Genomic DNA, 20,969 nt, shown 5'->3' on the forward strand with positions numbered 1-20,969 from the left:
GCTATACTGGGCAGACAACAGTTCAGATTTTCGGGTCATTACCCGACCTCCGTTTTTTACAGGCAAAATCACACACATGCGACTTGATAAATTTATCGCACAGCAACTCGGCGTTAGCCGTGCTATTGCCGGGCGTGAAATCCGCGGCAATCGTGTCACCGTCGATGGCGAAATCGTCCGTAATGCAGCGTTCAAACTGCTCCCTGAACATGATGTCGCTTACGATGGCAACCCGCTGGCGCAGCAACACGGTCCACGTTACTTCATGCTCAATAAGCCTCAGGGCTATGTTTGCTCCACGGACGACCCGGATCACCCAACGGTGCTCTATTTTCTGGATGAACCGGTAGCGTGGAAACTGCACGCCGCAGGGCGTCTGGATATCGATACCACCGGTCTGGTGCTGATGACTGATGATGGACAGTGGTCGCATCGCATTACTTCACCGCGCCATCATTGCGAGAAGACCTATCTGGTGACGCTGGAATCACCCGTAGCTGACGATACGGCAGAGCAATTTGCTAAAGGCGTGCAGCTGCATAACGAAAAAGATCTCACTAAGCCGGCGATGCTGGAAGTGATTACCCCAACGCAGGTTCGTCTGACCATCAGCGAAGGGCGTTATCATCAGGTGAAACGCATGTTCGCCGCCGTGGGTAACCACGTGGTTGAGCTGCATCGTGAACGTATTGGCGGCATTACGCTGGATGCTGATTTAGCCCCCGGTGAATATCGTCCGTTAACTGAAGAAGAAATTGCCAGCGTCGTCTAACTTTTTAATGACTTTCAGGAGCCCGTTGTGACCACCCGACAGCATTCGTCGTTTGCTATTGTTTTTATCCTTGGCCTGCTGGCCATGTTGATGCCGCTGTCGATTGATATGTATCTGCCCGCGCTACCGGTAATTTCAGCGCAATTTGGCGTACCTGCGGGCAGTACGCAGATGACCCTCAGTACTTATATTCTGGGCTTTGCGTTGGGGCAGTTAATCTACGGGCCGATGGCAGATAGTTTCGGGCGTAAGCCGGTGGTTCTTGGCGGTACGCTGGTGTTTGCCGCCGCCGCGGTGGCGTGTGCGTTGGCACAAACCATCGATCAGCTGATTGTGATGCGTTTCTTCCACGGTCTGGCTGCGGCTGCGGCCAGCGTGGTTATCAACGCTTTAATGCGTGATATCTACCCGAAGGAAGAGTTCTCACGGATGATGTCGTTTGTCATGCTGGTGACGACCATTGCACCGCTGATGGCACCGATAGTTGGCGGCTGGGTGCTGGTGTGGCTGAGCTGGCATTACATCTTCTGGATCCTCGCCGTAGCGGCGATTCTGGCTTCGGCAATGATCTTCTTTCTGATCAAAGAAACCTTACCACCGGAGCGTCGCCAGCCTTTTCACATTCGTACCACTATTGGTAACTTTGCGGCGCTGTTTCGTCATAAGCGTGTCCTGAGTTATATGCTGGCCAGCGGTTTCAGCTTTGCCGGAATGTTCTCGTTCCTGAGCGCCGGACCGTTTGTCTACATTGAAATTAACCACGTCGCGCCGGAAAACTTTGGTTATTACTTTGCGCTAAACATTGTTTTCCTGTTCGTGATGACCATCTTTAACAGTCGCTTCGTCCGCCGTATTGGCGCGTTAAATATGTTCCGCTCGGGGTTGTGGATACAGTTTATTATGGCGGCGTGGATGGTCATCAGTGCGCTGCTGGGGCTGGGATTCTGGTCGCTGGTAGTTGGCGTTGCGGCGTTTGTGGGCTGCGTGTCGATGGTGTCATCTAATGCGATGGCGGTCATTCTTGATGAGTTTCCCCATATGGCGGGAACGGCATCTTCGCTGGCAGGAACCTTCCGTTTTGGCATAGGGGCAATTGTTGGCGCATTGCTTTCTCTTGCGACCTTTAACTCTGCATGGCCGATGATTTGGTCAATTGCATTCTGCGCAACCAGCTCCATTCTCTTCTGTCTGTACGCCAGTCGGCCGAAAAAACGGTGATCTATTGCACAACGAGGAAGCTAAAAGGCTTCCTTTGTTGATGCATGTCAACCACAAATCCATCATTCCCCCGATATATGTTTATTTTATGTAAAATCAATTTATGTAAAAAGTCACATCATTGTAGTTAAAAAGGTTGAGTTAGATCGCAGAAACGGGTACATATAGCCCCGCAAACGTGACCACGCCCGCAGATATTATTTAAATCAGAGCCATAGAGGCCACGCTGGCGAGGCATCAATCTTTACGATCTGTATAAAGACGGATTGTTGATGATGTGTTAAAATTGATGTAAACAAATTGTGAAGTAAATGTGCTTCCGGGGAAAATAAGTGACTTCATTACAACTCTCAATCGTCCATCGACTGCCGCAGAACTATCGCTGGTCTGCTGGTTTCGCAGGTTCGAAGGTTGAACCGATTCCGCAAAATGGACCGTGCGGTGACAACAGCCTGGTGGCGCTTAAATTGCTTAGCCCGGATGGTGATAATGCATGGTCGGTGATGTACAAACTAAGCCAGGCGTTAAGCGACATCGAAGTTCCATGCTCGGTACTGGAGTGTGAAGGTGAGCCGTGCCTGTTTGTAAATCGCCAGGACGAGTTTGCTGCAACATGCCGATTGAAAAATTTTGGTGTGGCAATTGCCGAACCCTTCTCAAACTACAATCCTTTTTAAGCGTCAGCTCAACGCCAGTAGCTGACGCGTATACTCCTGCTGCGGTGCGGCAAACACGCGCGCGCACGGTCCTTGTTCCACTACTTCCCCTTGTCGCAGTACGATAACCTGATGACATAACGCGCGGACAACGTGCAAATCGTGACTGATAAACAAATAGGCCAATTGATGCTTTTGTTGCAATGATTTCAATAGCGTCAATATTTGCGCCTGTACCGTTTTGTCGAGCGATGATGTTGGTTCATCAAGAATGATCAGCGAGGGCTTAAGAATTAACGCCCTGGCAATCGCAATACGTTGCCGCTGACCACCAGAGAACTCCGCCGGATAACGGTGGCGTGTTTCAGGATCTAATCCCACTTCATGCATCACGGCTATCACTTGTTGTTCGCGTTGCACGGCAGAAAGCATCGGCTGGTGAACCCGTAAACCTTCCTCGATAATTTGCAAAACGTTGAGTCGTGGGTTGAGCGAGGAGTTAGGATCCTGAAATACCACCTGAATGCGATGGCGAATAGGTAATAGCTGACGGCGGTTTAAATTTTGCAATGGCTGACCGTCAAAAATGATGCTGCCCTGAGAGTTAATCAGTCGCAGCAGCGCCAGTCCCGTCGTGCTTTTCCCGGAACCGGACTCGCCCACTAAACCCAGTGTTTCACCCGCCCGTAGCGTAAAACTGATGTTTTTCACCACCACATTATGATCCACAATGCGCTTCAAAATCCCTTTGCGAATGGGGAAGGCAACCTGAAGCTGTTCAACATCTAGCAACGTTGAGGCAGGTTCTGGCAATGGGACCGGGTCGCCTGATGGTTCACTGTTGAGTAGCTTTTGTGTGTAAGGATGAGTGGGTGAGGCAAATAGCGTAGCAGCGTTATTTTGCTCGACACAGCGACCGTTTTGCATTACCGCCACGCGGTGAGCCAGTTTTCTGACAATACTGAGGTTATGAGTAATAAACAGCATGCCCATATTCAGCTCGCCTTGCAGTTCGCGCAACAGCTGTAAAATCTGCGCCTGGACAGAGACGTCCAGCGCGGTGGTCGGTTCATCGGCAATTAATAATTCCGGTCGCGTTAACAGCGCCATCGCAATCATCACCCGCTGGCGTTCGCCGCCGGAGAGCTGATGCGGATAATCTGTCAGCCGTTTTGCCGCCTGGCGGATACCGACGCGATCAAGGCAGTTAAGAATTTCGCCACGAGCCGCTTCCCGACGCATTCCGCGGTGGAGTGAAAGCACTTCATAAAGCTGTTTTTCCAGGGTATGCAATGGATTTAACGACACCATCGGTTCCTGAAAAATCATGGCAATCTTATTACCGCGTACACCGCGTAACGTTTGATCGCTGGCATGAAGCAGCGATTCGCCATGAAAACGAATATCGCCGGAGAGATATTCAACCGGCGGGGAAGGGAGCAGGCGTAAAATTGACAGCGCGGTAACGCTCTTACCTGAACCAGACTCACCCACCAGCGCCAGCGTTTCGCCAGCCTCAATCTGTAGTGAAACATCATTGACTACTGTGCGTACGGTTTGCTGATGGCGAAAACCCACCGACAAATTTTCAATCGCTAACAGAGTTTGCGTCATGCTACACCGCCTTATTAGGATCAAATGCGTCGCGGACGGCTTCACCAATAAAGATCAGCAAAGACAACAATATCGCCACCGACAAGAAGGCGGTGATCCCAAGCCACGGAGCCTGAAGGTTATTTTTCCCTTGTAACAGCAGTTCGCCGAGTGACGGTGAACCGAGCGGCAGACCGAAGCCGAGGAAATCGAGTGAGGTCAGGGTGGTGATCGAACTACATAAAATAAACGGTAAAAAGGTGAGGGTAGCGACCATGGCATTTGGCAACATATGACGCAGGATGATACTGCGATCGCTGACGCCAAGCGCCTGCGCCGCACGGATGTAGTCGAAATTACGGGTACGTAAAAACTCCGCCCGCACCACGCCGACCAGACTCATCCAGCCAAACAAGACGGTAATTGCCAACAGCCACCAGAAGTTAGGCTGTACGACGCTGGAAAGTAAAATAATCAAAAACAGCGTCGGCATCCCCGACCATACTTCAATAAAACGTTGCCCCCAGAGATCGACTTTACCGCCGTAATAGCCTTGTAGCGCCCCCGCCAACACGCCCATCACGCTGGAGCAGAGGGTCAGCATCAGGCCAAACAGAACTGAGATCCGCGTGCCATAGAGAATGCGCGCCAGCACATCGCCGCCATTGGCATCCGTTCCCAGCCAGTTTTGCCGGGAGGGTGGAGAAGGGAAGGGCTTATCGGTAGCAAAGTTGATACTGGTAGCACCAAAGCGAATCGGTGCCCACAGTACCCAGCCTTTATCTTCCAACCGCTGTTTCAGCCACGGGTCCTGATAATCAGCCTGGCTTGCCAGCGGGCCGCCAAAATCGCTTTCGCTGTAGTTTTTCAACAACGGGAAATACCAACTGCCGTCATAACGTACCAGCAACGGTTTATCGTTGGCGATAAGTTCAGAACACAAACTCAAACCAAATAAGACGAGGAAAATCCATAACGACCAGTAGCCGCGACGGTTATGACGAAAACGCGCCCAACGGGCCTGATTGACGGGGCTGAGTCGCGACATTAACGTCCCTCAAAATCTATACGCGGATCGACCAGCGTATAGCTGATATCACTGACAATATTCAGCAGCAGGCCAATCAGGGTGAAAATATACAAGGTACCAAACATTACAGGATAATCGCGCGAGACGGTCGCTTCGTAGCCCAGTAAGCCAAGACCATTGAGTGAAAACATCACCTCAATCAGCAGCGAGCCGGTAAAAAACATGCTGATAAACGTCGCCGGAAAACCGGCAATCACCAGCAGCATGGCGTTGCGGAACACATGTTTCCAGAGAATATTTTTTTCACTTACCCCTTTCGCACGGGCGGTCACCACGTATTGCTTGCGCACTTCATCAAGGAATGAGTTTTTTGTCAGCATGGTCAGCGCCGCAAAGCCGCCAATCACCGTCGCCAGCACCGGCAGCGTGATATGCCACAGATAATCGGTGATTTTCTGATACCACGGCAGCGAATCAAAGTTAGCGGAAACCAGGCCGCGCAGAGGGAACAGGTCGAAATAGCTGCCGCCCGCGAAGAAGACAATCAGCAGGATGGCAAACAAAAAGGCAGGAATGGCGTAGCCGATGATGATAAATGCGCTACTCCAGACGTCAAAGCGGCTGCCGTTATAAACAGCTTTGCGAATACCCAGCGGAATCGACACCAGATAGATAATCAGCGTGCTCCACAATCCGAGGGTGATGGAAACAGGCAGACTGTCTTTAATCAGCGTCAGCACAGAAGCGCTGCGAAACAAGCTGTCGCCAAAATCAAAGCGAATGTAGTCCCAGAGCATTTTGAAGTAACGTTCGTGGATCGGCTTATCAAAACCGTAGCGATGAGTGATCTCGGCGATCACTTCTGGATCTAATCCGCGTCCGCCACGGTAATTACTGTCGCTGATATTGCCGACGCCCGTTTGTGCATGGCTGGCACGAACACCTTCACCGCCAGCGCCGGGTAATACTCCGGCATTACCAAACTCGATGGCGGCGATGGCCTGGTCGACCGGACCGCCAGGCGCAATTTGCACGATGAAAAAGTTGATAGTGATAATCGCCCATAACGTTGGGATCACCAGCAACAGACGGCGAATCAGATAAGCGCCCATCTACTCTCCCTGTTGTCTGGCTGACGGCAGTTTCGTCGCTTTATTAACGTCATACCACCAGGTATCGATACCCAGGCTGTAAACAGGGCGCACTGCGGGTTGAGAGAATTTATCCCACCAGGCGAGACGGTCTTCCGCCATATACCACATTGGCAGCATGTAATAATTCCACGTTAATACGCGATCCAGTGCTCGCCCCAACGGCAGTAATTTTTCTTTATTTCCCTGCGCGGCAATAATTTGGTTGATCAGCGAGTCGATAACCGGACTTTGCACGCCGGGGGCATTATAAGTGGAGTTGATATATTCCGATGACCAGGAAATCTGTAAATCGGAACTGGGCCACGGCATCGCCCGCCATACGCGCGGCATCATGTCATAGTCGCGACTGCGCATGCGGTTGGTGATTTGCGAGTTATCCACCTTGCGAATGTCCATGTTGATACCCAGCCGTTGCAGGCTGTGCTGGAACGGTAATACCCACTGACTATTGCTGCTTGCGGGAAGCAATAATTCAAAGCTGAGAGGCTGACCCGTTGTGGCATTAACGCGTTGCTGACCCTTCAGCACCCAGCCCGCTTCATTGAGAAGTTTGTCGGCTTTTAACAGGTTGTCACGATCGTAGCCATCGCCTTTCGATACCGGCGGCTGGTAGATTTGTGTGAAGACTTCTGGCGGAAGATCTTTTTTCATTGGTGCCAGAAGAACCAGCTCCGCGGCGTCGGGGTAATTTCTGGCTGCGTATTCGGTATTCTGAAAATAACTGTTCGTGCGACTCCAGGCATTGTAAAACAACGCCTTGTTCATCCATTCAAAGTCAAAGGCGAGAGTGATCGCTTCCCGGACCCGGCGATCGCTGAATACCGGACGTTGGATATTAAACGCCAGCCAGCGCGTATCCTGGGCTGATTCGTTCTTTTGCTCATCTTTGATGATGTATTTCTTATCGAAATTTTTACCGGTATAGCGCGTGGCCCAGTTTTTGGCGTCGTTTTCCAAACGTAAATCAAAAGCACCGGCTTTAAACGCTTCAAAGGCGACATTATCATCGAGGTAGTAATCGTAGCGAATGGTGTCGAAATTCCAGCGTCCACGGTTTACCGGTAAGTTTGCTGCCCAGTAATCTTTCACGCGGGAATAGACAATATTTTGCCCCATTTTCCAGGACGTAATTCGGTACGGACCACTGGCAAGCGGAGGCGTGGCGAGCGGATCGCTAAGTTTGTGATTCTTCCAGTACTTTTCTGGAAATACCGGCAGCGAAAACAGACTCAACATATCTTCTTTGCCGGGTTTCGCTAACTCAATACGCACGGTTAATGGTGCAATGGCTTTGACGGTGGTGCCTTTGTAGACCAGACGAAATTGCGGCACGCCTTCGGTCATAAATTTTTGAAAAGTAAACTCTACATCGCGGGCAGTAATGGGGGAACCATCATGAAAACGGGCGCGCGGATTAATTGCGACCTCCACCCAGGAATAATCGTCAGCATAGCGCGCACTTTCGGCAATCAGCGGGTAATAACTGCCTGGCTCGTCATCGGAAGTAGTAAATAGCGTGTCGTACAGCTGCTCGGTGCGTGCGCCCGGGTTGCCGCGCAGTGCATAACGGTTGAAATTATCGAAGGTGCCGAGGGCTGACAACGTTATCTGCCCCCCTTTTGGCGCGGCGGGGTTCACATAATCAAAATGGTTGAAATTAAACGCGTACCGGGGTTCGCCCAGCACGGCAAAGGCATAGCTTTCCTTGATAGCCTGCGCCTGCGCACCAAAGGTGAACAGAGCGATAAACAGCAGCAGTATGCGCACAATCATCTGCAACAGATTTCCTTTTACTCATCATTAGCCGCAAACCGGCATGCTTTCACTATGAATAATAAGGGACGTAAGCACGCCTTACCACTGCGGCGTATACGGTTTCTTCAGCCAGCGGACAAAATCGTCCAGCGGTAATGGGCGACTGATCCAGTAGCCTTGCATGAAATTAACGCCGCGTTCGCTTAGCCATCGCGCCTGTTCCGGCGTTTCAACCCCTTCAGCAACCGTCAGCATATTGAGACGTTTCGCCAGCGTCAGCACCGCGTCAAGTACGGGTGAAGTGATCGTTTCCGTACCGATGGCGTTGATAAATCCACGATCAATTTTCAGATAATCGAGCGTAAAACGCTCAAGATAGATAAGCGCGCTGTGCCCGGTGCCAAAGTCATCAATAGCAATTTCAACGCCGACTGAATGCAACCAGGCGAAGAGTTGCGTGGCTTCTTGCTCTTTCAACATATCGCGCTCGGTAATTTCCAGCACAATCTGGAAATGATGTGCGGGCAGGGAAGTGAGCAATTTTTGGATATCAGCTTTAAAGCTTTCGCTATGCAGATGGTCCGGCGCAATGTTAATGCCAAATTTGACGCCTACCGGCAGTACTTTTTCTAATTCTGCGGCATCACGGGCAATCAACTCAAACAGGTGCTGAGTCAGCGGCACAATCATCTTTTGCGATTCGGCAAAGTTAATGAAGGCATCCGGGGGAATTTCTCCCGCTACAGGATGCCGCCAGCGTAGCAGTACTTCCAGGCCTGTTACCCGCAAAGCTTGTGTATCAACCACTGGTTGATATACCACGTAAAATTGTTCGCGCTTGATGGCGGTCATGATTTCTCTGCCCGGTCGCATACGCACGCTCATCAGGTAATAGCAGAGAAGTCCAACCATTGTTCCACTCATGCCGCCCAGTAAAAATGCATACCACACATCGTTCCATGTCCAGTCATCCGCATAAAGCCGAACTGTCAGAGGAATGCCCGCAATTTTAGTTTCACGGACCGGCATGTCGGTTAATTCATTAACATTCATCAAACGTGACGAAAAGGTAGATAGCGCAGTATTGCCAATAATGAGGGCGACGCCATCGTAATCTTCTTGCCGTGAGCTATAGAAGAGAGAAGGCGTCAGATTGAGATTCAGAGCGGCAAACACGCCGCTATTTTTCAGCAAAGGGTTGCGATACCAGATGACGATTGCGGGTTTGTTCGGCACCATCGGCGTGCCGGGTAAGATCGCCATATCGACGTTTTTATTAATGTCGAGCGCCGGAATCAATTCATTGAGTGGAATGTCCATCTCACCAGTCGCAGATGAACAGAATGTTTTTTTATCTTTTACCAGCACAAACGTACGGACATTCATACTAAACGCCGCACGGGCGGTCAGTTCGGGGTTAGCTTGCTGACAAGTATCTAAGGTCAGCGGCTGGAGCCGGTCAGTAGTGGATTTCAGGTCGGCAAAATAGGTATCGAGATACTTTTGTACGTCGGTAATCAGTGTGTCGTATTTGACTTCGTGCTTATGCCAGGCCACTAAAAACTGAAGGCAGCTCACCAGTAGCGCAATCATCACGCCTGCAACGATGCAGGTAAGCATAAGCTTACGTCCAGAATTGGGAGCGCGTATGAACATGATTCCGTTAATTTCCTGAAATTACGACAACATTTAAAAGATAACAATGACCGGACTATAGCCTGGATCAAGACGCGGAAACATCATTTTCTCTGATGAATGAAAACAAAAAAGCACTGCCTAAGCAGTGCTTTCAGTTAACTCGTCAGGATAGCCAAGGGATTGCATCCAAACGGTTTATTAGCTGCGGCTGAGAACCCGGCGTGCTTCGTTGTAACGCTTCTTCCAGTACGGTTCATTCATGCTGGAAATAATAACACCACTGCTGGTGGAAGCATGGACAAACTGATTGTTGCCGATATAAATACCGACATGGCGTCCCGTTGAACCGGCGCGGAACAGAACTAAATCACCCGTACGCAAATTACTGCGGGAAACAGATTTACCCATTTCCTGCTGTTCGTAAGTCGAACGCGGAAGTTCTAAGCCAAATTGCTCACGGAATGTACGCTGTACGAAACCAGAACAATCGATACCTTTTTTAGTGCTGCCGCCCAGACGATAGCGTACGCCTTTCCAGTCAGCATACTGATCCATAATTCGCGATTTTACGTCGACATTACGAACCAGGTTTTCAAATTCATCCTGAGAAGCTTGCAGTGATGATGTTTCACTACCCACTGCACGTGTCTCAGGATGCATATTCTTTGCGGTGTTATTTGCACTACATGCAGAAAGCAGAACCGCTACTGCAATCGCGGGGATCCCGCGCAAGATATATCTCAAAATCGGTTGAGATTTGACCATGTTGTTTGTTTTCCCTTGAAGTCCTTAACGACAAATATCGTTATAAAAAAATGCCAAGCGACACGAGACTAATTACCTGGGCATGTTGAAACAATTCCTTAAGGCCAAATCTGTGGACTAACGCACAAAATTATATGCTGTGAGGATAATCTACCGCCGAGGCAAAACGAGTTCGAGATTACCCGATTGGTGCGGTCTTGGCGAGTGGTTTTACATGATTTTTTATAAGAAAAAGTGATACAGAAAGTTAATAAGCGGGATTGGTCAATTAAAGTACGATTGAGTGAAACGCATACAATCCATTCATTTACTTAGGGAATGATTTTTGTGTTCGATGAAAGAAAGCAAAGGCGCACATCATCAGGAATATCCTTACTATAAAAATAAACCTGATGATGTTAATTACCGTGAGTTATTTGTTTTGGAAATGTTTGTTTTTTCCCGGTAGTGATTTGTCAAAAAAGGTGATTAATCGATCACTTAATGGCGTCAGCAACATCCAGGGCAAACCAATCAATATCACGGTCATCGAACCAACAATGATGTCAGTAAACCAGTGTGCACCAATCATTACTCTGGGAAATGCAAAAACCACAAAAATAATAAGGGCGATAAGGCCTGCGACTTTGCCGAAATAACGCCACATGAATGCCGAAAAAATAAGCAGCATCATGCCGTGATCGCCGGGAAAGCTGTCTCGTGAGGCATCTTTCGTGGGGATAGGGAGCAGTTCGCTGACGCGGTTAATATTGGCAAAAGTTAATGTTGGGCTGGCCCGTTTTACAGGAATTAATGCCTGTCCCAGTTGGTTTAAGACCACTGCAGTTAATAGCATGACCAGACCAATAATCACGATACGTCGTCTGCCTGGGGCGTTTTCTTTCAGCCAGAAACTCAGCATCAACATTCCCATCGCCAGCAGTGAACAACCGTCGAAAGCGCGATTGTTGGTCAATGCAACCAGCCACAAAAAGGCCTTACTTTCGACCAGTTTCTGATTAAAAAAATAAAAAATATCCGCATCAATCGGCAACCAGAATCCATGATTAACGGGAATATACCAGGAAAGAAACAGCGCGAGGCCGACAATATTCAACAACACTATTTGCGGCAAATTTTTAATCATATTTTCTCTAATTATCTTACTGAAAAACGCAGGCAACCTTACGCGGTAGTCGCTAAACGAAGCTTCAACAGCGCGCTCTGCAAAGCATTCCAGTCAGCTTCGCTGCTGGAAATCAGCTCAATACGACTGTCCGGTGGCGCAACGTTTTGCGTTTCAATGTGCAGGTCATCGCCCTGACGGTTGATTCGCACCAGCCCTTCGGGAATACGCATCACGCCTTTGACGCGTTCCACCGGTGCAAGTCGCGCCCATTCCAGAATGCCAATGGTGTCGAATACCGTATCAGCGTCGAATATCCAGCCACAGGCCTGATGCCCTTGTCCACTGTTCAGACTGCGACGCCAGCGTTGATGCTCTGGCAGGCTTAACGCTGCTAATCCTTTTTTCACGCTATGCTGATGAGAATGCGCCGCGCTGGCGGGCAACTCGGCTAAATTGCGACGTGGCAAATCCAGAAGATGACCGTCAATTTTCCCATGCTCGCTGTGAATTAATTGCCGATCGCCACCATTTTGCTGCCACCAGCGCTGTAGCGCTTGCTCACTTTCGGGCGTCGCACGGTCGGATTTATTGGCGACAATAATGTCTGCGGCAGCCAGCTGGTCACGGAAGTTTTCATTGCTGGCGCTTTTTTCGTCCAGCAGCAGGCGTGGATCGAGAATGCACAACGTGGCGCGCAGATCTATCCACGGTTCATACACGGGCGCGGTTAAGAGATCGAGGATCTGTTTCGGATGGCCCAGCCCGGTCGGCTCTATCAACAAGCGGTCTGGTTTTCCCTGACGCAGTAAGGTATTCAACCCTACCTGCATGGGTAAACCATTAACGCAGCACATACAGCCGCCGGGGATCTCTTTCAACAATGCGCCGCTATCGGCGAGCAAAGCACCATCAATTCCGACTTCCCCAAATTCATTAACCAGTACCGCCCATTTTTCGTTGGGATCTTTATGGGCTAACAGATGAAGAATCGACGTAGTTTTCCCGCTGCCGAGAAAACCGGTGATGAGGTTGGTCCTGGTCACAACGGCTCCGCAATACTCTTAAAAGTTAACTGAGCGTTAATCCTGGCTAAAAAAGGCAGAAAAGAGAAGGGGAGAGCGGACGAAGGCGAGCTTCATCCGCTTTAACCGCAGAAATCGTTAAATTTTGAGGGTGTTTAATAGCGCCTGATGCGCGCCGAATTGTGCGATTTGCTGCCAGGCTTGTTCGATAGCCTGCACAAAATGCGGGTTATCTGGCAGATCATCACCGAAAACTTCACGCAGAGAAAGCAGGGCGGTTACGCGTTGTTCACTGCTACTGCCCGCAACAAGTTCGCAAATTTTATCGCTAAGCGGATCGCGAACATCAATGGCATTTCCGGCATCATCAACGCCGCTGACGTAACGCATCCAGCCTGCAACTCCTAATGCCAGCAACGACCAGTCCGTTTCGCGCGCCAGATGTATGCGAATACCAGCCAGCATACGTTGCGGTAATTTCTGGCTACCATCCATTGCGATTTGCCAGGTCTTATGTTTCAGCGCCGGGTTAGCAAAACGTGCAATTAACTTATCTGCATATTGTGTTAAATCGACATCTTTAATTCGCAGTGTCGGCGCTTGCTCATCCAGCATTAATGCTCTGGCGGCATGGCGAAATGCGCGATCCTGCATGCAATCACTGATGTGCGCGAATCCTGAGAGGTAACCCAGATAAGCGAGAAAAGAGTGGCTGCCATTAAGCATACGCAGTTTCATCTCTTCCCATGGCAGGACATCATTCACCATTTGTACACCTGCGACTTCCCAGGCAGGACGCCCAGCGACGAAGTTATCTTCCACCACCCACTGGATAAACGGTTCGCAGCTAATCGCGCAGGGATCATTCACCCCCAGATGTTGGCTGATTTCCGCCAGTGATTCGTCGGTTGCTGCCGGAACAATACGGTCGACCATGGTTCCCGGAAAACTGACGTGTTCTTTTATCCACCCGGCGAGTTCTGGTGAACGTTTTTCCGCCATCCCCTGCACCGCGTTTTTCACCACATGGCCATTGTCAGGAATATTGTCGCAGGAGAGTACGGTAAACGGTGCAAGGCCGCGTTCACGGCGTCGTTTCAGTGCTTCGACGAGAATACCCGGCGCGGAGTGAGGTTCTTCAGGATTTTGAAGATCGTGAATAATCCGCGGATTGCTGGTGTCGAGTGCACCGGTGGCCGGGTCAATACAATAGCCTTTTTCGGTAATCGTCAGGGAAACAATTGCCACCTGTGGCTCGCAAAATTTCTCAATAATTGCCGCTAAGGAATCCAGTTTTGCATTCAGGCATTCGTGAACGGCACCGACAATTATCGCCTGATTGCCGTCCGCACCTTTCTCCAGCACGGTATATAAATGGTTCTGTGCGCGGAGCTGGCTCATCAGTTGATCGCCGCTGAACAAGCTGATCTCACAGATCCCCCAGTCGCCGCCCTGGGCATTCAGCACACGATCGGTCAGTAACGCCTGATGTGCGCGGTGAAAGGCTCCGAAGCCAAAATGAACGATACGTGATTGCAACTGCTGGCGATCGTAGCGTGGAGCGTGTACCTGAGGCGGGAGCGTAGCGGAGGCGATTGTATTCATAGGAGTCACGTCTTAGTAACGATTGATTAACAATGACAGTGTAAAGTTATATGACAGAAATTGAAATTGGTCTGGATTGTTAATGCGATGAAGTGTGAGGGCGATCAATGAACTGGTGAATATTACGGGAGAACTATATTCAGGAAGCGCAAAATAGAAGATTGGTATAATAAATTAAAAAAGGGACAGCCTGAGCTATCCCTTTTCTGCATGCGGCTGAAGTTAGTCAGCACGACCCATATAACGGCGTTCTTCGATATGGATACGAATTTTTTCGCCCGGGCTTAAGTATTCTGGTACCTGAATCACCAGACCAGTGCTCAATGTCGCCGGTTTGTTACGGGCGCTGGCAGATGCCCCTTTGATGCCTGGTGCGGTTTCAACGATTTCCAGATCAACGGTCTGCGGCAGCTCAAGCGCCAGCAGTTGACCGTCCCAGGTCAGCACCTGCATGTCCGGCATGCCGCCCTCAGGCATAAACAGCAACTCTTCTTCAATCTGATCTTTGGTGAAGGTATACGGGGTATAGTCTTCTTTATCCATAAAGACATATTCGTTGCCATCGACATAGGAGAAGTCAACGTAACGGCGGGTCAGCGTCACGGTGTCAACGATATCATCTCCTTTGAAACGCTCTTCTACTTTCAGCCCGGTACGGACATCAGAAAAACGCATTTTGTACAGCGTAGCGGCACCGCGGGCAGTGGGCGACTGAATATCAATGTCCTTAACCAGCAGCAGTTTGCCGTTGTAATTCAGTACCATACCTTTTTTAATTTCGTTCGCTCTTGGCATCGAAAAATTCCTGTAGTCGAAAATGTCAAAAATATCGCGACAAAGTACTCGCGACGGGCCTTTCGGGCAAGTGGTATTCGCACTTTTGCTGGTGCAAAAAAGGTGGTACTGTGCGCGCTCATCAATCCGGTGGTTAACCTTAAGAGAACAACGTATGGAATGCCGTCCGGGTTGCGGGGCGTGTTGCACTGCCCCTTCAATTTCCAGCCCTATTCCCGGTATGCCAGATGGCAAGCCCGCCAATACGCCCTGCATTCAGCTTGATGAACAGCAACGCTGTAAAATTTTCACCTCGCCACTGCGGCCGAAAGTCTGTGCAGGCTTACAAGCCAGCGCTGAAATGTGCGGTAACTCGCGTCAGCAGGCAATGACCTGGCTTATCGATCTGGAAATGCTGACCGCGCCTTAAACATCTTTAATCCGCAGTAAGCAAAACAGAGTGGCGATAATCATCACCATCGCAAACCAGAACACAGCGTGATAATTCCAGATCTCGGCGACGATGCCCGCCACAGATCCTGCGATGATCCAGCCCACGCGCGACGTGTTGGTATAGAGCGTGGTGGCTGAACCTGCCTGACCGGGCATCAAATCCTGAAAATAGAGCATCCCGATGCCGCCCAGAATGCCAATAAAAATAGCATTTAGCAGCTGCAAGCCCAACAGAATGACAGGTGAATGCGCCATCAGCATTCCTGCGTAAAAACAGACGCCACCCACGGCAGCAACGCGCATTAAGAAACGCTTACCCAGACGTTTGGCAAAATATCCGGCAATCAACATGGTCGGGATTTCCAGCCCGGCGGCGGTCCCCATCATCACACCGGCCAGTTTCTCGGGAAGATGCAGTTCGTTGATAATAAATAGCGGCATGTTGATGATGTACAGGCTGTTCGAGCCCCACATCAATGTACAAATGACAAACAGCAGCAGCGTATCGCGACGGTTACGGCGCGGCGCTTCAACCGTGCCGGTCGCCAGCGGAAGCTCTTTTTGCATCGACGGTAAAAACAGCCACACCATCACGCCGCAAACAATAAACGCTACCGCTGCGCTCAGATACATTACCGTAAAGCTGAAACCCATCGCTAAGGCATAAGCCAGCGGCGGGCCAATGACCCATGCCAGTGAAACCTGAGCGCGTAAAAAAGAGCTGAACATCACCGCCTCACGTCCGGTTTTGTCGGCATGTTCACGTGCAAGGGCAAACATTTGCGGGTTAGCGGTCGAGCCAAAGCTGCTAAGAAAGACGCCAACGAATAGCAAAACAAAGTAGTTGCGATTCCAGGCAAAAAGGGTGCAGGCCAGCACGCCTAACAGGCAGCAAAAGACAATCAGCGATTTGCGATCGCCGCGCTTATCAGAGCGCCCGGCGAGAAACTGACTGACCAGAATCCCAATGACAGCGCTGCCGGTAAAGAAGAATCCCACCATCGCCGGACGGGCATGTACTTCATCGGTAAGGAAAATACTGAGTGTCGGGGTTTGCAGAGCGCCCGCAATACCGGTGAGAAAGGCAACGATTAAAAACGCCGTCGAGGTCAGGTCAAACGATTTCGCGCTGGAGACTGCGGGGGAGTTATGCATGCTGGTCGATCACTGGAAGATGAAGACGCGGAGTTTACGCTGCTTGTCAGTAAATAAACAGACAGCAAAATCAAAAGCGCCACGAATAATCAAAATGCCATTTCACTGTTGCTGATTGTCTGCTGACGCTGCTGAATTGAAATTACTGACCACGGATTTTCCCATCAGCAATTCGGAAAAATGACAAAAAATTGTGCAGCACATCAAACTTTTGTTCATAACTTTACGGCTTTCCTTGCGTGCTGAAACAGAAGTATTATGCTTTCTTGAAACGTTTCAGCGCGATCTTGTCTTTAACCCTAAGCTAGGTTGGCGCTTTTTTTCTCATAGAAGCTGAATCGTTTCAATTCAGCAAGAGAGGAGAACTATGTTCCAGTTATCCGTACAGGACATCCATCCGGGCGAAAAGGCCGGAGACAAAGAAGAGGCGATTCGCCAGGTCGCTGCGGCGCTGGTGCAGGCCGGTAATGTAGCTGAAGGCTACGTCAATGGCATGCTGGCGCGCGAACAGCAAACCTCTACGTTCCTCGGCAATGGTATTGCTATTCCACACGGCACTACCGACACCCGCGATCAGGTGCTGAAAACCGGCGTTCAGGTATTTCAGTTCCCGGAAGGCGTCACCTGGGGTGACGGCCAGGTAGCGTACGTGGCGATCGGTATTGCTGCCAGCTCGGATGAACATCTGGGTCTGTTACGCCAGCTGACCCACGTACTGAGCGATGATTCCGTTGCTGAACAGCTGAAGTCAGCAACGACAGCAGAAGAACTTCGCGCATTGCTGATGGGCGAAAAGCAGAGTGAGCAGCTGAAGCTCGATAACGAAATGCTGACGCTGGATATTGTCGCCAGCGATCTGCTGACGCTTCAGGCGCTTAATGCTGCGCGTCTGAAAGAAGCAGGGGCAGTTGACGCCACCTTCGTCACTAAAGCTATCAATGAACAACCGCTGAACCTCGGACAGGGCATCTGGCTGAGCGATAGCGCTGAAGGCAATTTGCGTAGCGCGATTGCGGTAAGCCGTGCGGCAAATGCTTTTGATGTGGACGGCGAAACGGCAGCCATGCTGGTGAGTGTGGCGATGAATGACGATCAGCCCGTCGCGGTTCTTAAGCGTCTCGCTGATTTGTTGCTCGACAATAAAGCTGACCGTTTGCTGAAAGCGGATGCGGCAACGTTGCTGGCGCTGCTGACCAGCGATGATGCGCCGACCGACGACGTGTTAAGCGCGGAGTTTGTGGTGCGCAATGAACACGGCCTGCATGCTCGTCCAGGTACCATGCTGGTTAATACTATTAAACAATTTAACAGTGATATTACCGTGACAAACCTTGATGGCACCGGCAAACCGGCAAACGGACGTAGTCTGATGAAAGTTGTGGCACTTGGCGTTAAGAAAGGTCATCGCCTACGCTTTACCGCCCAGGGTGCAGATGCTGAGCAGGCGCTGAAAGCCATTGGCGACGCTATCGCTGCTGGTCTTGGGGAGGGCGCATAATGAGCAGACGTGTTGCTACTATCACCCTTAATCCGGCTTATGACCTTGTTGGTTTCTGCCCGGAAATTGAACGCGGCGAAGTGAACCTGGTGAAAACCACCGGTCTGCATGCGGCGGGTAAAGGCATCAACGTGGCCAAAGTATTAAAAGACCTGGGAATTGATGTCACCGTTGGCGGCTTCCTCGGTAAAGACAATCAGGATGGTTTTCAGCAACTGTTCAGCGAGCTGGGCATTGCCAACCGTTTCCAGGTTGTACAGGGGCGCACCCGAATTAACGTTAAGCTGACGGAAAAAGACGGCGAAGTGACCGACTTCAACTTCTCGGGTTTTGAAGTTACCCCCGCCGACTGGGAACGCTTTGTGACTGATTCTCTGAGCTGGCTCGGTCAGTTCGATATGGTCTGTGTCAGCGGAAGCTTACCGTCAGGCGTCAGCCCGGAAGCGTTCACCGACTGGATGACTCGCCTGCGTAGTCAGTGTCCTTGCATTATCTTTGATAGTAGCCGTGAAGCGTTAGTGGCAGGTTTGAAAGCGGCACCGTGGCTGGTGAAACCTAACCGCCGCGAGCTGGAAATCTGGGCGGGCCGTAAACTGCCTGAAATGAAAGATGTGATTGAAGCTGCGCATGCGCTGCGTGAACAAGGTATCGCGCATGTCGTTATTTCACTGGGTGCCGAAGGCGCGCTTTGGGTTAATGCCTCCGGCGAATGGATCGCCAAACCACCGTCAGTCGATGTCGTAAGCACCGTTGGCGCAGGGGATTCTATGGTTGGTGGCCTGATTTATGGCTTGCTGATGCGTGAATCCAGTGAACACACACTGCGTCTGGCGACAGCTGTTGCAGCCCTGGCGGTAAGTCAAAGCAATGTGGGTATTACCGATCGTCCGCAGTTGGCCGCAATGATGGCGCGCGTCGACTTACAACCTTTTAACTGACAGCAGGAGAGGCATAATGAAAACGCTGCTGATTATTGACGCTAATCTCGGTCAGGCACGCGCCTATATGGCGAAGACCCTGCTGGGCGCGGCGGCGCGAAAAGCAAAACTGGAAATCATCGACAATCCGAACGACGCTGAAATGGCGATTGTTCTCGGTGATTCCATCCCGAACGACAGCGCGCTGAACGGTAAAAATGTCTGGCTGGGCGATATTTCCCGGGCAGTTGCGCACCCTGAGCTGTTCCTGAGTGAAGCCAAAGGCCATGCGAAACCTTACACTGCACCGGTCGCTGCAACAGCACCAGTTGCCACCAGAGGTCCGAAACGCGTAGTTGCGGTGACAGCTTGCCCGACTGGCGTAGCACACACATTTATGGCGGCTGAAGCCATTGAAACCGAAGCGAAAAAACGTGGCTGGTGGGTGAAAGTTGAAACCCGTGGTTCTGTTGGCGCGGGTAATGCGATCACCCCTGAAGAAGTAGCCGCAGCGGATCTGGTGATTGTGGCGGCAGATATCGAAGTGGATCTGGCGAAATTTGCTGGTAAACCGATGTATCGCACCTCTACCGGTCTGGCGCTGAAGAAAACCGCGCAGGAACTGGATAAAGCGGTTGCTGAAGCAACGCCGTATGAACCGGCGGGCAAAGCTCAAACAGCGACCACTGAAGGTAAGAAAGAGGGTGCAGGCGCTTACCGTCACTTGCTGACGGGCGTCTCTTACATGCTGCCGATGGTCGTTGCAGGTGGTCTGTGTATCGCGCTTTCTTTTGCTTTTGGTATCGAAGCGTTTAAAGAGCCGGGTACGTTGGCAGCGGCGCTGATGCAGATTGGTGGTGGTTCAGCCTTTGCGCTGATGGTGCCGGTACTGGCAGGTTACATTGCCTTCTCCATTGCCGATCGTCCGGGTCTCACGCCGGGTCTGATTGGCGGTATGCTGGCGGTCAGCACCGGTTCTGGCTTCATTGGGGGTATTATTGCGGGCTTCCTGGCTGGTTACATTGCGAAGTTAATCAGTACGCAACTGAAACTGCCACAGAGTATGGAGGCGCTGAAACCGATCCTGATCATTCCGCTAATTTCCAGTCTGGTGGTCGGTCTGGCGATGATCTACCTGATCGGTAAACCGGTTGCTGGCATTCTCGAAGGGTTGACTCACTGGCTGCAGACCATGGGGACTGCGAATGCGGTTCTGCTGGGGGCGATCCTCGGTGGCATGATGTGTACTGACATGGGCGGTCCGGTAAATAAAGCAGCGTACGCATTCGGTGTGGGTCTGCTGAGTACTCAAACCTATGGCCCGATGGCGGCGATTATGGCGGCAGGTATGGTGCCACCGCTGGCAATGGGTCTGGCAACAATGGTGGCGCGTCGCAAATTCGACAAAGCGCAGCAGGAAGGTGGCAAAGCCGCTCTGGTTCTTGGTCTGTGCTTTATTTCGGAAGGTGCAATTCCGTTTGCTGCTCGTGATCCGATGCGTGTGCTGCCGTGTTGTATCGTTGGTGGGGCGCTGACTGGCGCAATCTCAATGGCGATTGGTGCGAAACTGATGGCACCGCACGGTGGTCTGTTTGTTCTGCTGATCCCTGGCGCTATTACGCCGGTACTGGGTTACCTGGTAGCAATTATTGCCGGTACGCTGGTGGCGGGTTTGGCCTATGCCTTCCTGAAACGTCCGGAAGTGGACGCAGTAGCGAAAGCAGCGTAATAAAAGGTGTGTTACAGGGCAGAAATTTCCTGCCCTGTAACATTTGATGAGCGCAAAGGGAATGACCAGTTTGTGAATGTAATTTTATGAATTTAAATGGTTTTATCTTTCAGTAGAAACCTGAAAT

The 20,969-nt window shown here is 50.9% G+C and carries 18 protein-coding genes; 7 read left to right on the top strand and 11 right to left on the bottom strand.

Translation table 11 applies throughout. The features are described 5' to 3' along the window. Nucleotides 1-76: 76 nt before the first annotated feature. From rsuA to AACU19_RS01990, 3 genes are all read left to right on the top strand, one after another. Nucleotides 77-772 (top strand): 16S rRNA pseudouridine(516) synthase RsuA, encoded by a 696-nt coding sequence (gene rsuA, locus AACU19_RS01980; RefSeq protein ID WP_001353088.1) that lies wholly within the window; start codon nt 77-79, stop codon nt 770-772. 27 nt (nt 773-799) lie between these two features. Then, complete coding sequence (gene bcr, locus AACU19_RS01985) at nt 800-1,990, top strand: multidrug efflux MFS transporter Bcr (RefSeq protein WP_000213385.1); 1,191 nt, start codon at nt 800-802, stop codon at nt 1,988-1,990. A gap of 332 nt (nt 1,991-2,322) precedes the next feature. Further along, on the top strand, nt 2,323-2,667 hold the full coding sequence (locus AACU19_RS01990; protein WP_000202798.1) for a YejG family protein: 345 nt from the start codon (nt 2,323-2,325) through the stop codon (nt 2,665-2,667). Nucleotides 2,668-2,670: 3 nt separating this feature from the next. Here the strand turns inward: AACU19_RS01990 and yejF are convergent, their stop codons facing one another. The 10 genes from yejF to yeiP form a co-directional block, all read right to left on the bottom strand. Next, nucleotides 2,671-4,260 (bottom strand): microcin C ABC transporter ATP-binding protein YejF, encoded by a 1,590-nt coding sequence (gene yejF / locus AACU19_RS01995; protein ID WP_039020515.1) that lies wholly within the window; start codon nt 4,258-4,260, stop codon nt 2,671-2,673. 1 nt (nt 4,261) lies between these two features. Further along, on the bottom strand, nt 4,262-5,287 hold the full coding sequence (locus tag AACU19_RS02000) for an ABC transporter permease (RefSeq protein ID WP_000088899.1): 1,026 nt from the start codon (nt 5,285-5,287) through the stop codon (nt 4,262-4,264). Further along, entirely contained in the window at nt 5,287-6,381 is a 1,095-nt protein-coding gene (locus AACU19_RS02005; RefSeq protein WP_000501604.1) for a microcin C ABC transporter permease YejB, read from the bottom strand. The genes AACU19_RS02000 and AACU19_RS02005 overlap by 1 nt, the downstream gene beginning before the upstream one ends. Further along, on the bottom strand, nt 6,382-8,196 hold the full coding sequence (locus AACU19_RS02010; protein ID WP_105278013.1) for an extracellular solute-binding protein: 1,815 nt from the start codon (nt 8,194-8,196) through the stop codon (nt 6,382-6,384). 81 nt (nt 8,197-8,277) lie between these two features. Further along, nucleotides 8,278-9,834: a cyclic di-GMP phosphodiesterase gene (locus AACU19_RS02015; protein ID WP_039020517.1), complete on the bottom strand. Its 1,557-nt coding sequence runs from the start codon at nt 9,832-9,834 to the stop codon at nt 8,278-8,280. 180 nt (nt 9,835-10,014) lie between these two features. Continuing rightward, a complete protein-coding gene (gene mepS / locus AACU19_RS02020; protein WP_000241011.1) occupies nt 10,015-10,581 on the bottom strand; it encodes a bifunctional murein DD-endopeptidase/murein LD-carboxypeptidase in 567 nt (188 codons plus the stop codon). 412 nt (nt 10,582-10,993) lie between these two features. Beyond that, nucleotides 10,994-11,707 carry a Kdo(2)-lipid A phosphotransferase gene (gene lpxT, locus AACU19_RS02025; protein WP_001354773.1) on the bottom strand — a complete coding sequence of 238 codons (714 nt, stop codon included), beginning with the start codon at nt 11,705-11,707 and terminating at the stop codon, nt 10,994-10,996. A gap of 38 nt (nt 11,708-11,745) precedes the next feature. Next, entirely contained in the window at nt 11,746-12,732 is a 987-nt protein-coding gene (gene yeiR / locus AACU19_RS02030; RefSeq protein WP_000198812.1) for a zinc-binding GTPase YeiR, read from the bottom strand. Nucleotides 12,733-12,849: 117 nt separating this feature from the next. After that, nucleotides 12,850-14,316 carry a mannitol dehydrogenase family protein gene (locus tag AACU19_RS02035; protein WP_032184621.1) on the bottom strand — a complete coding sequence of 489 codons (1,467 nt, stop codon included), beginning with the start codon at nt 14,314-14,316 and terminating at the stop codon, nt 12,850-12,852. Nucleotides 14,317-14,538: 222 nt separating this feature from the next. Continuing rightward, nucleotides 14,539-15,111: an elongation factor P-like protein YeiP gene (gene yeiP, locus AACU19_RS02040; protein ID WP_001136827.1), complete on the bottom strand. Its 573-nt coding sequence runs from the start codon at nt 15,109-15,111 to the stop codon at nt 14,539-14,541. 154 nt (nt 15,112-15,265) lie between these two features. Here yeiP and AACU19_RS02045 point away from each other — a divergent pair, with 154 nt between their 5' ends. Beyond that, entirely contained in the window at nt 15,266-15,520 is a 255-nt protein-coding gene (locus tag AACU19_RS02045) for a YkgJ family cysteine cluster protein (protein ID WP_000389030.1), read from the top strand. On the opposite strand, the gene setB is transcribed toward AACU19_RS02045, so the two are convergent. Next, nucleotides 15,517-16,698 carry a sugar efflux transporter SetB gene (gene setB / locus AACU19_RS02050; RefSeq protein WP_000551977.1) on the bottom strand — a complete coding sequence of 394 codons (1,182 nt, stop codon included), beginning with the start codon at nt 16,696-16,698 and terminating at the stop codon, nt 15,517-15,519. The two genes, AACU19_RS02045 and setB, sit on opposite strands and share 4 nt — an antisense overlap. 367 nt (nt 16,699-17,065) lie before the next feature. On the opposite strand from setB, the gene fruB reads away from it, so the two are divergent. The 3 genes from fruB to fruA are packed head-to-tail and all read left to right on the top strand — an operon-like array spanning nt 17,066 to nt 20,842. After that, the gene (gene fruB / locus AACU19_RS02055; RefSeq protein ID WP_000487253.1) at nt 17,066-18,196 is read left to right on the top strand and encodes a fused PTS fructose transporter subunit IIA/HPr protein; all 1,131 of its coding nucleotides are present in this window, start codon (nt 17,066-17,068) and stop codon (nt 18,194-18,196) included. Then, nucleotides 18,196-19,134, top strand: a complete 939-nt coding sequence (gene fruK / locus AACU19_RS02060; RefSeq protein WP_000091263.1) for a 1-phosphofructokinase — start codon at nt 18,196-18,198, stop codon at nt 19,132-19,134. Before fruB ends, fruK begins: the two co-directional genes overlap by 1 nt. Nucleotides 19,135-19,150: 16 nt before the next feature. Then, entirely contained in the window at nt 19,151-20,842 is a 1,692-nt protein-coding gene (gene fruA / locus AACU19_RS02065; protein ID WP_105278014.1) for a PTS fructose transporter subunit IIBC, read from the top strand. Nucleotides 20,843-20,969: the final 127 nt, after the last annotated feature.

This window comes from Escherichia sp. MOD1-EC4550 (assembly GCF_963876935.1).
GTDB classification, from domain to species: domain Bacteria; phylum Pseudomonadota; class Gammaproteobacteria; order Enterobacterales; family Enterobacteriaceae; genus Escherichia; species Escherichia coli_F.

Coding starts and splice junctions, on each gene's coding strand:
- rsuA (WP_001353088.1), top strand. CDS start 77: ATGCGACTTGATAAATTTATCGCACAGCAACTCGGCGTTAGCCGTGCT.
- yejF (WP_039020515.1), bottom strand. CDS start 4,260: ATGACGCAAACTCTGTTAGCGATTGAAAATTTGTCGGTGGGTTTTCGC.
- AACU19_RS02000 (WP_000088899.1), bottom strand. CDS start 5,287: ATGTCGCGACTCAGCCCCGTCAATCAGGCCCGTTGGGCGCGTTTTCGT.
- AACU19_RS02005 (WP_000501604.1), bottom strand. CDS start 6,381: ATGGGCGCTTATCTGATTCGCCGTCTGTTGCTGGTGATCCCAACGTTA.
- AACU19_RS02010 (WP_105278013.1), bottom strand. CDS start 8,196: ATGATTGTGCGCATACTGCTGCTGTTTATCGCTCTGTTCACCTTTGGT.
- AACU19_RS02015 (WP_039020517.1), bottom strand. CDS start 9,834: ATGTTCATACGCGCTCCCAATTCTGGACGTAAGCTTATGCTTACCTGC.
- mepS (WP_000241011.1), bottom strand. CDS start 10,581: ATGGTCAAATCTCAACCGATTTTGAGATATATCTTGCGCGGGATCCCC.
- lpxT (WP_001354773.1), bottom strand. CDS start 11,707: ATGATTAAAAATTTGCCGCAAATAGTGTTGTTGAATATTGTCGGCCTC.
- AACU19_RS02035 (WP_032184621.1), bottom strand. CDS start 14,316: ATGAATACAATCGCCTCCGCTACGCTCCCGCCTCAGGTACACGCTCCA.
- yeiP (WP_001136827.1), bottom strand. CDS start 15,111: ATGCCAAGAGCGAACGAAATTAAAAAAGGTATGGTACTGAATTACAAC.
- AACU19_RS02045 (WP_000389030.1), top strand. CDS start 15,266: ATGGAATGCCGTCCGGGTTGCGGGGCGTGTTGCACTGCCCCTTCAATT.
- setB (WP_000551977.1), bottom strand. CDS start 16,698: ATGCATAACTCCCCCGCAGTCTCCAGCGCGAAATCGTTTGACCTGACC.
- fruB (WP_000487253.1), top strand. CDS start 17,066: ATGTTCCAGTTATCCGTACAGGACATCCATCCGGGCGAAAAGGCCGGA.
- fruK (WP_000091263.1), top strand. CDS start 18,196: ATGAGCAGACGTGTTGCTACTATCACCCTTAATCCGGCTTATGACCTT.
- fruA (WP_105278014.1), top strand. CDS start 19,151: ATGAAAACGCTGCTGATTATTGACGCTAATCTCGGTCAGGCACGCGCC.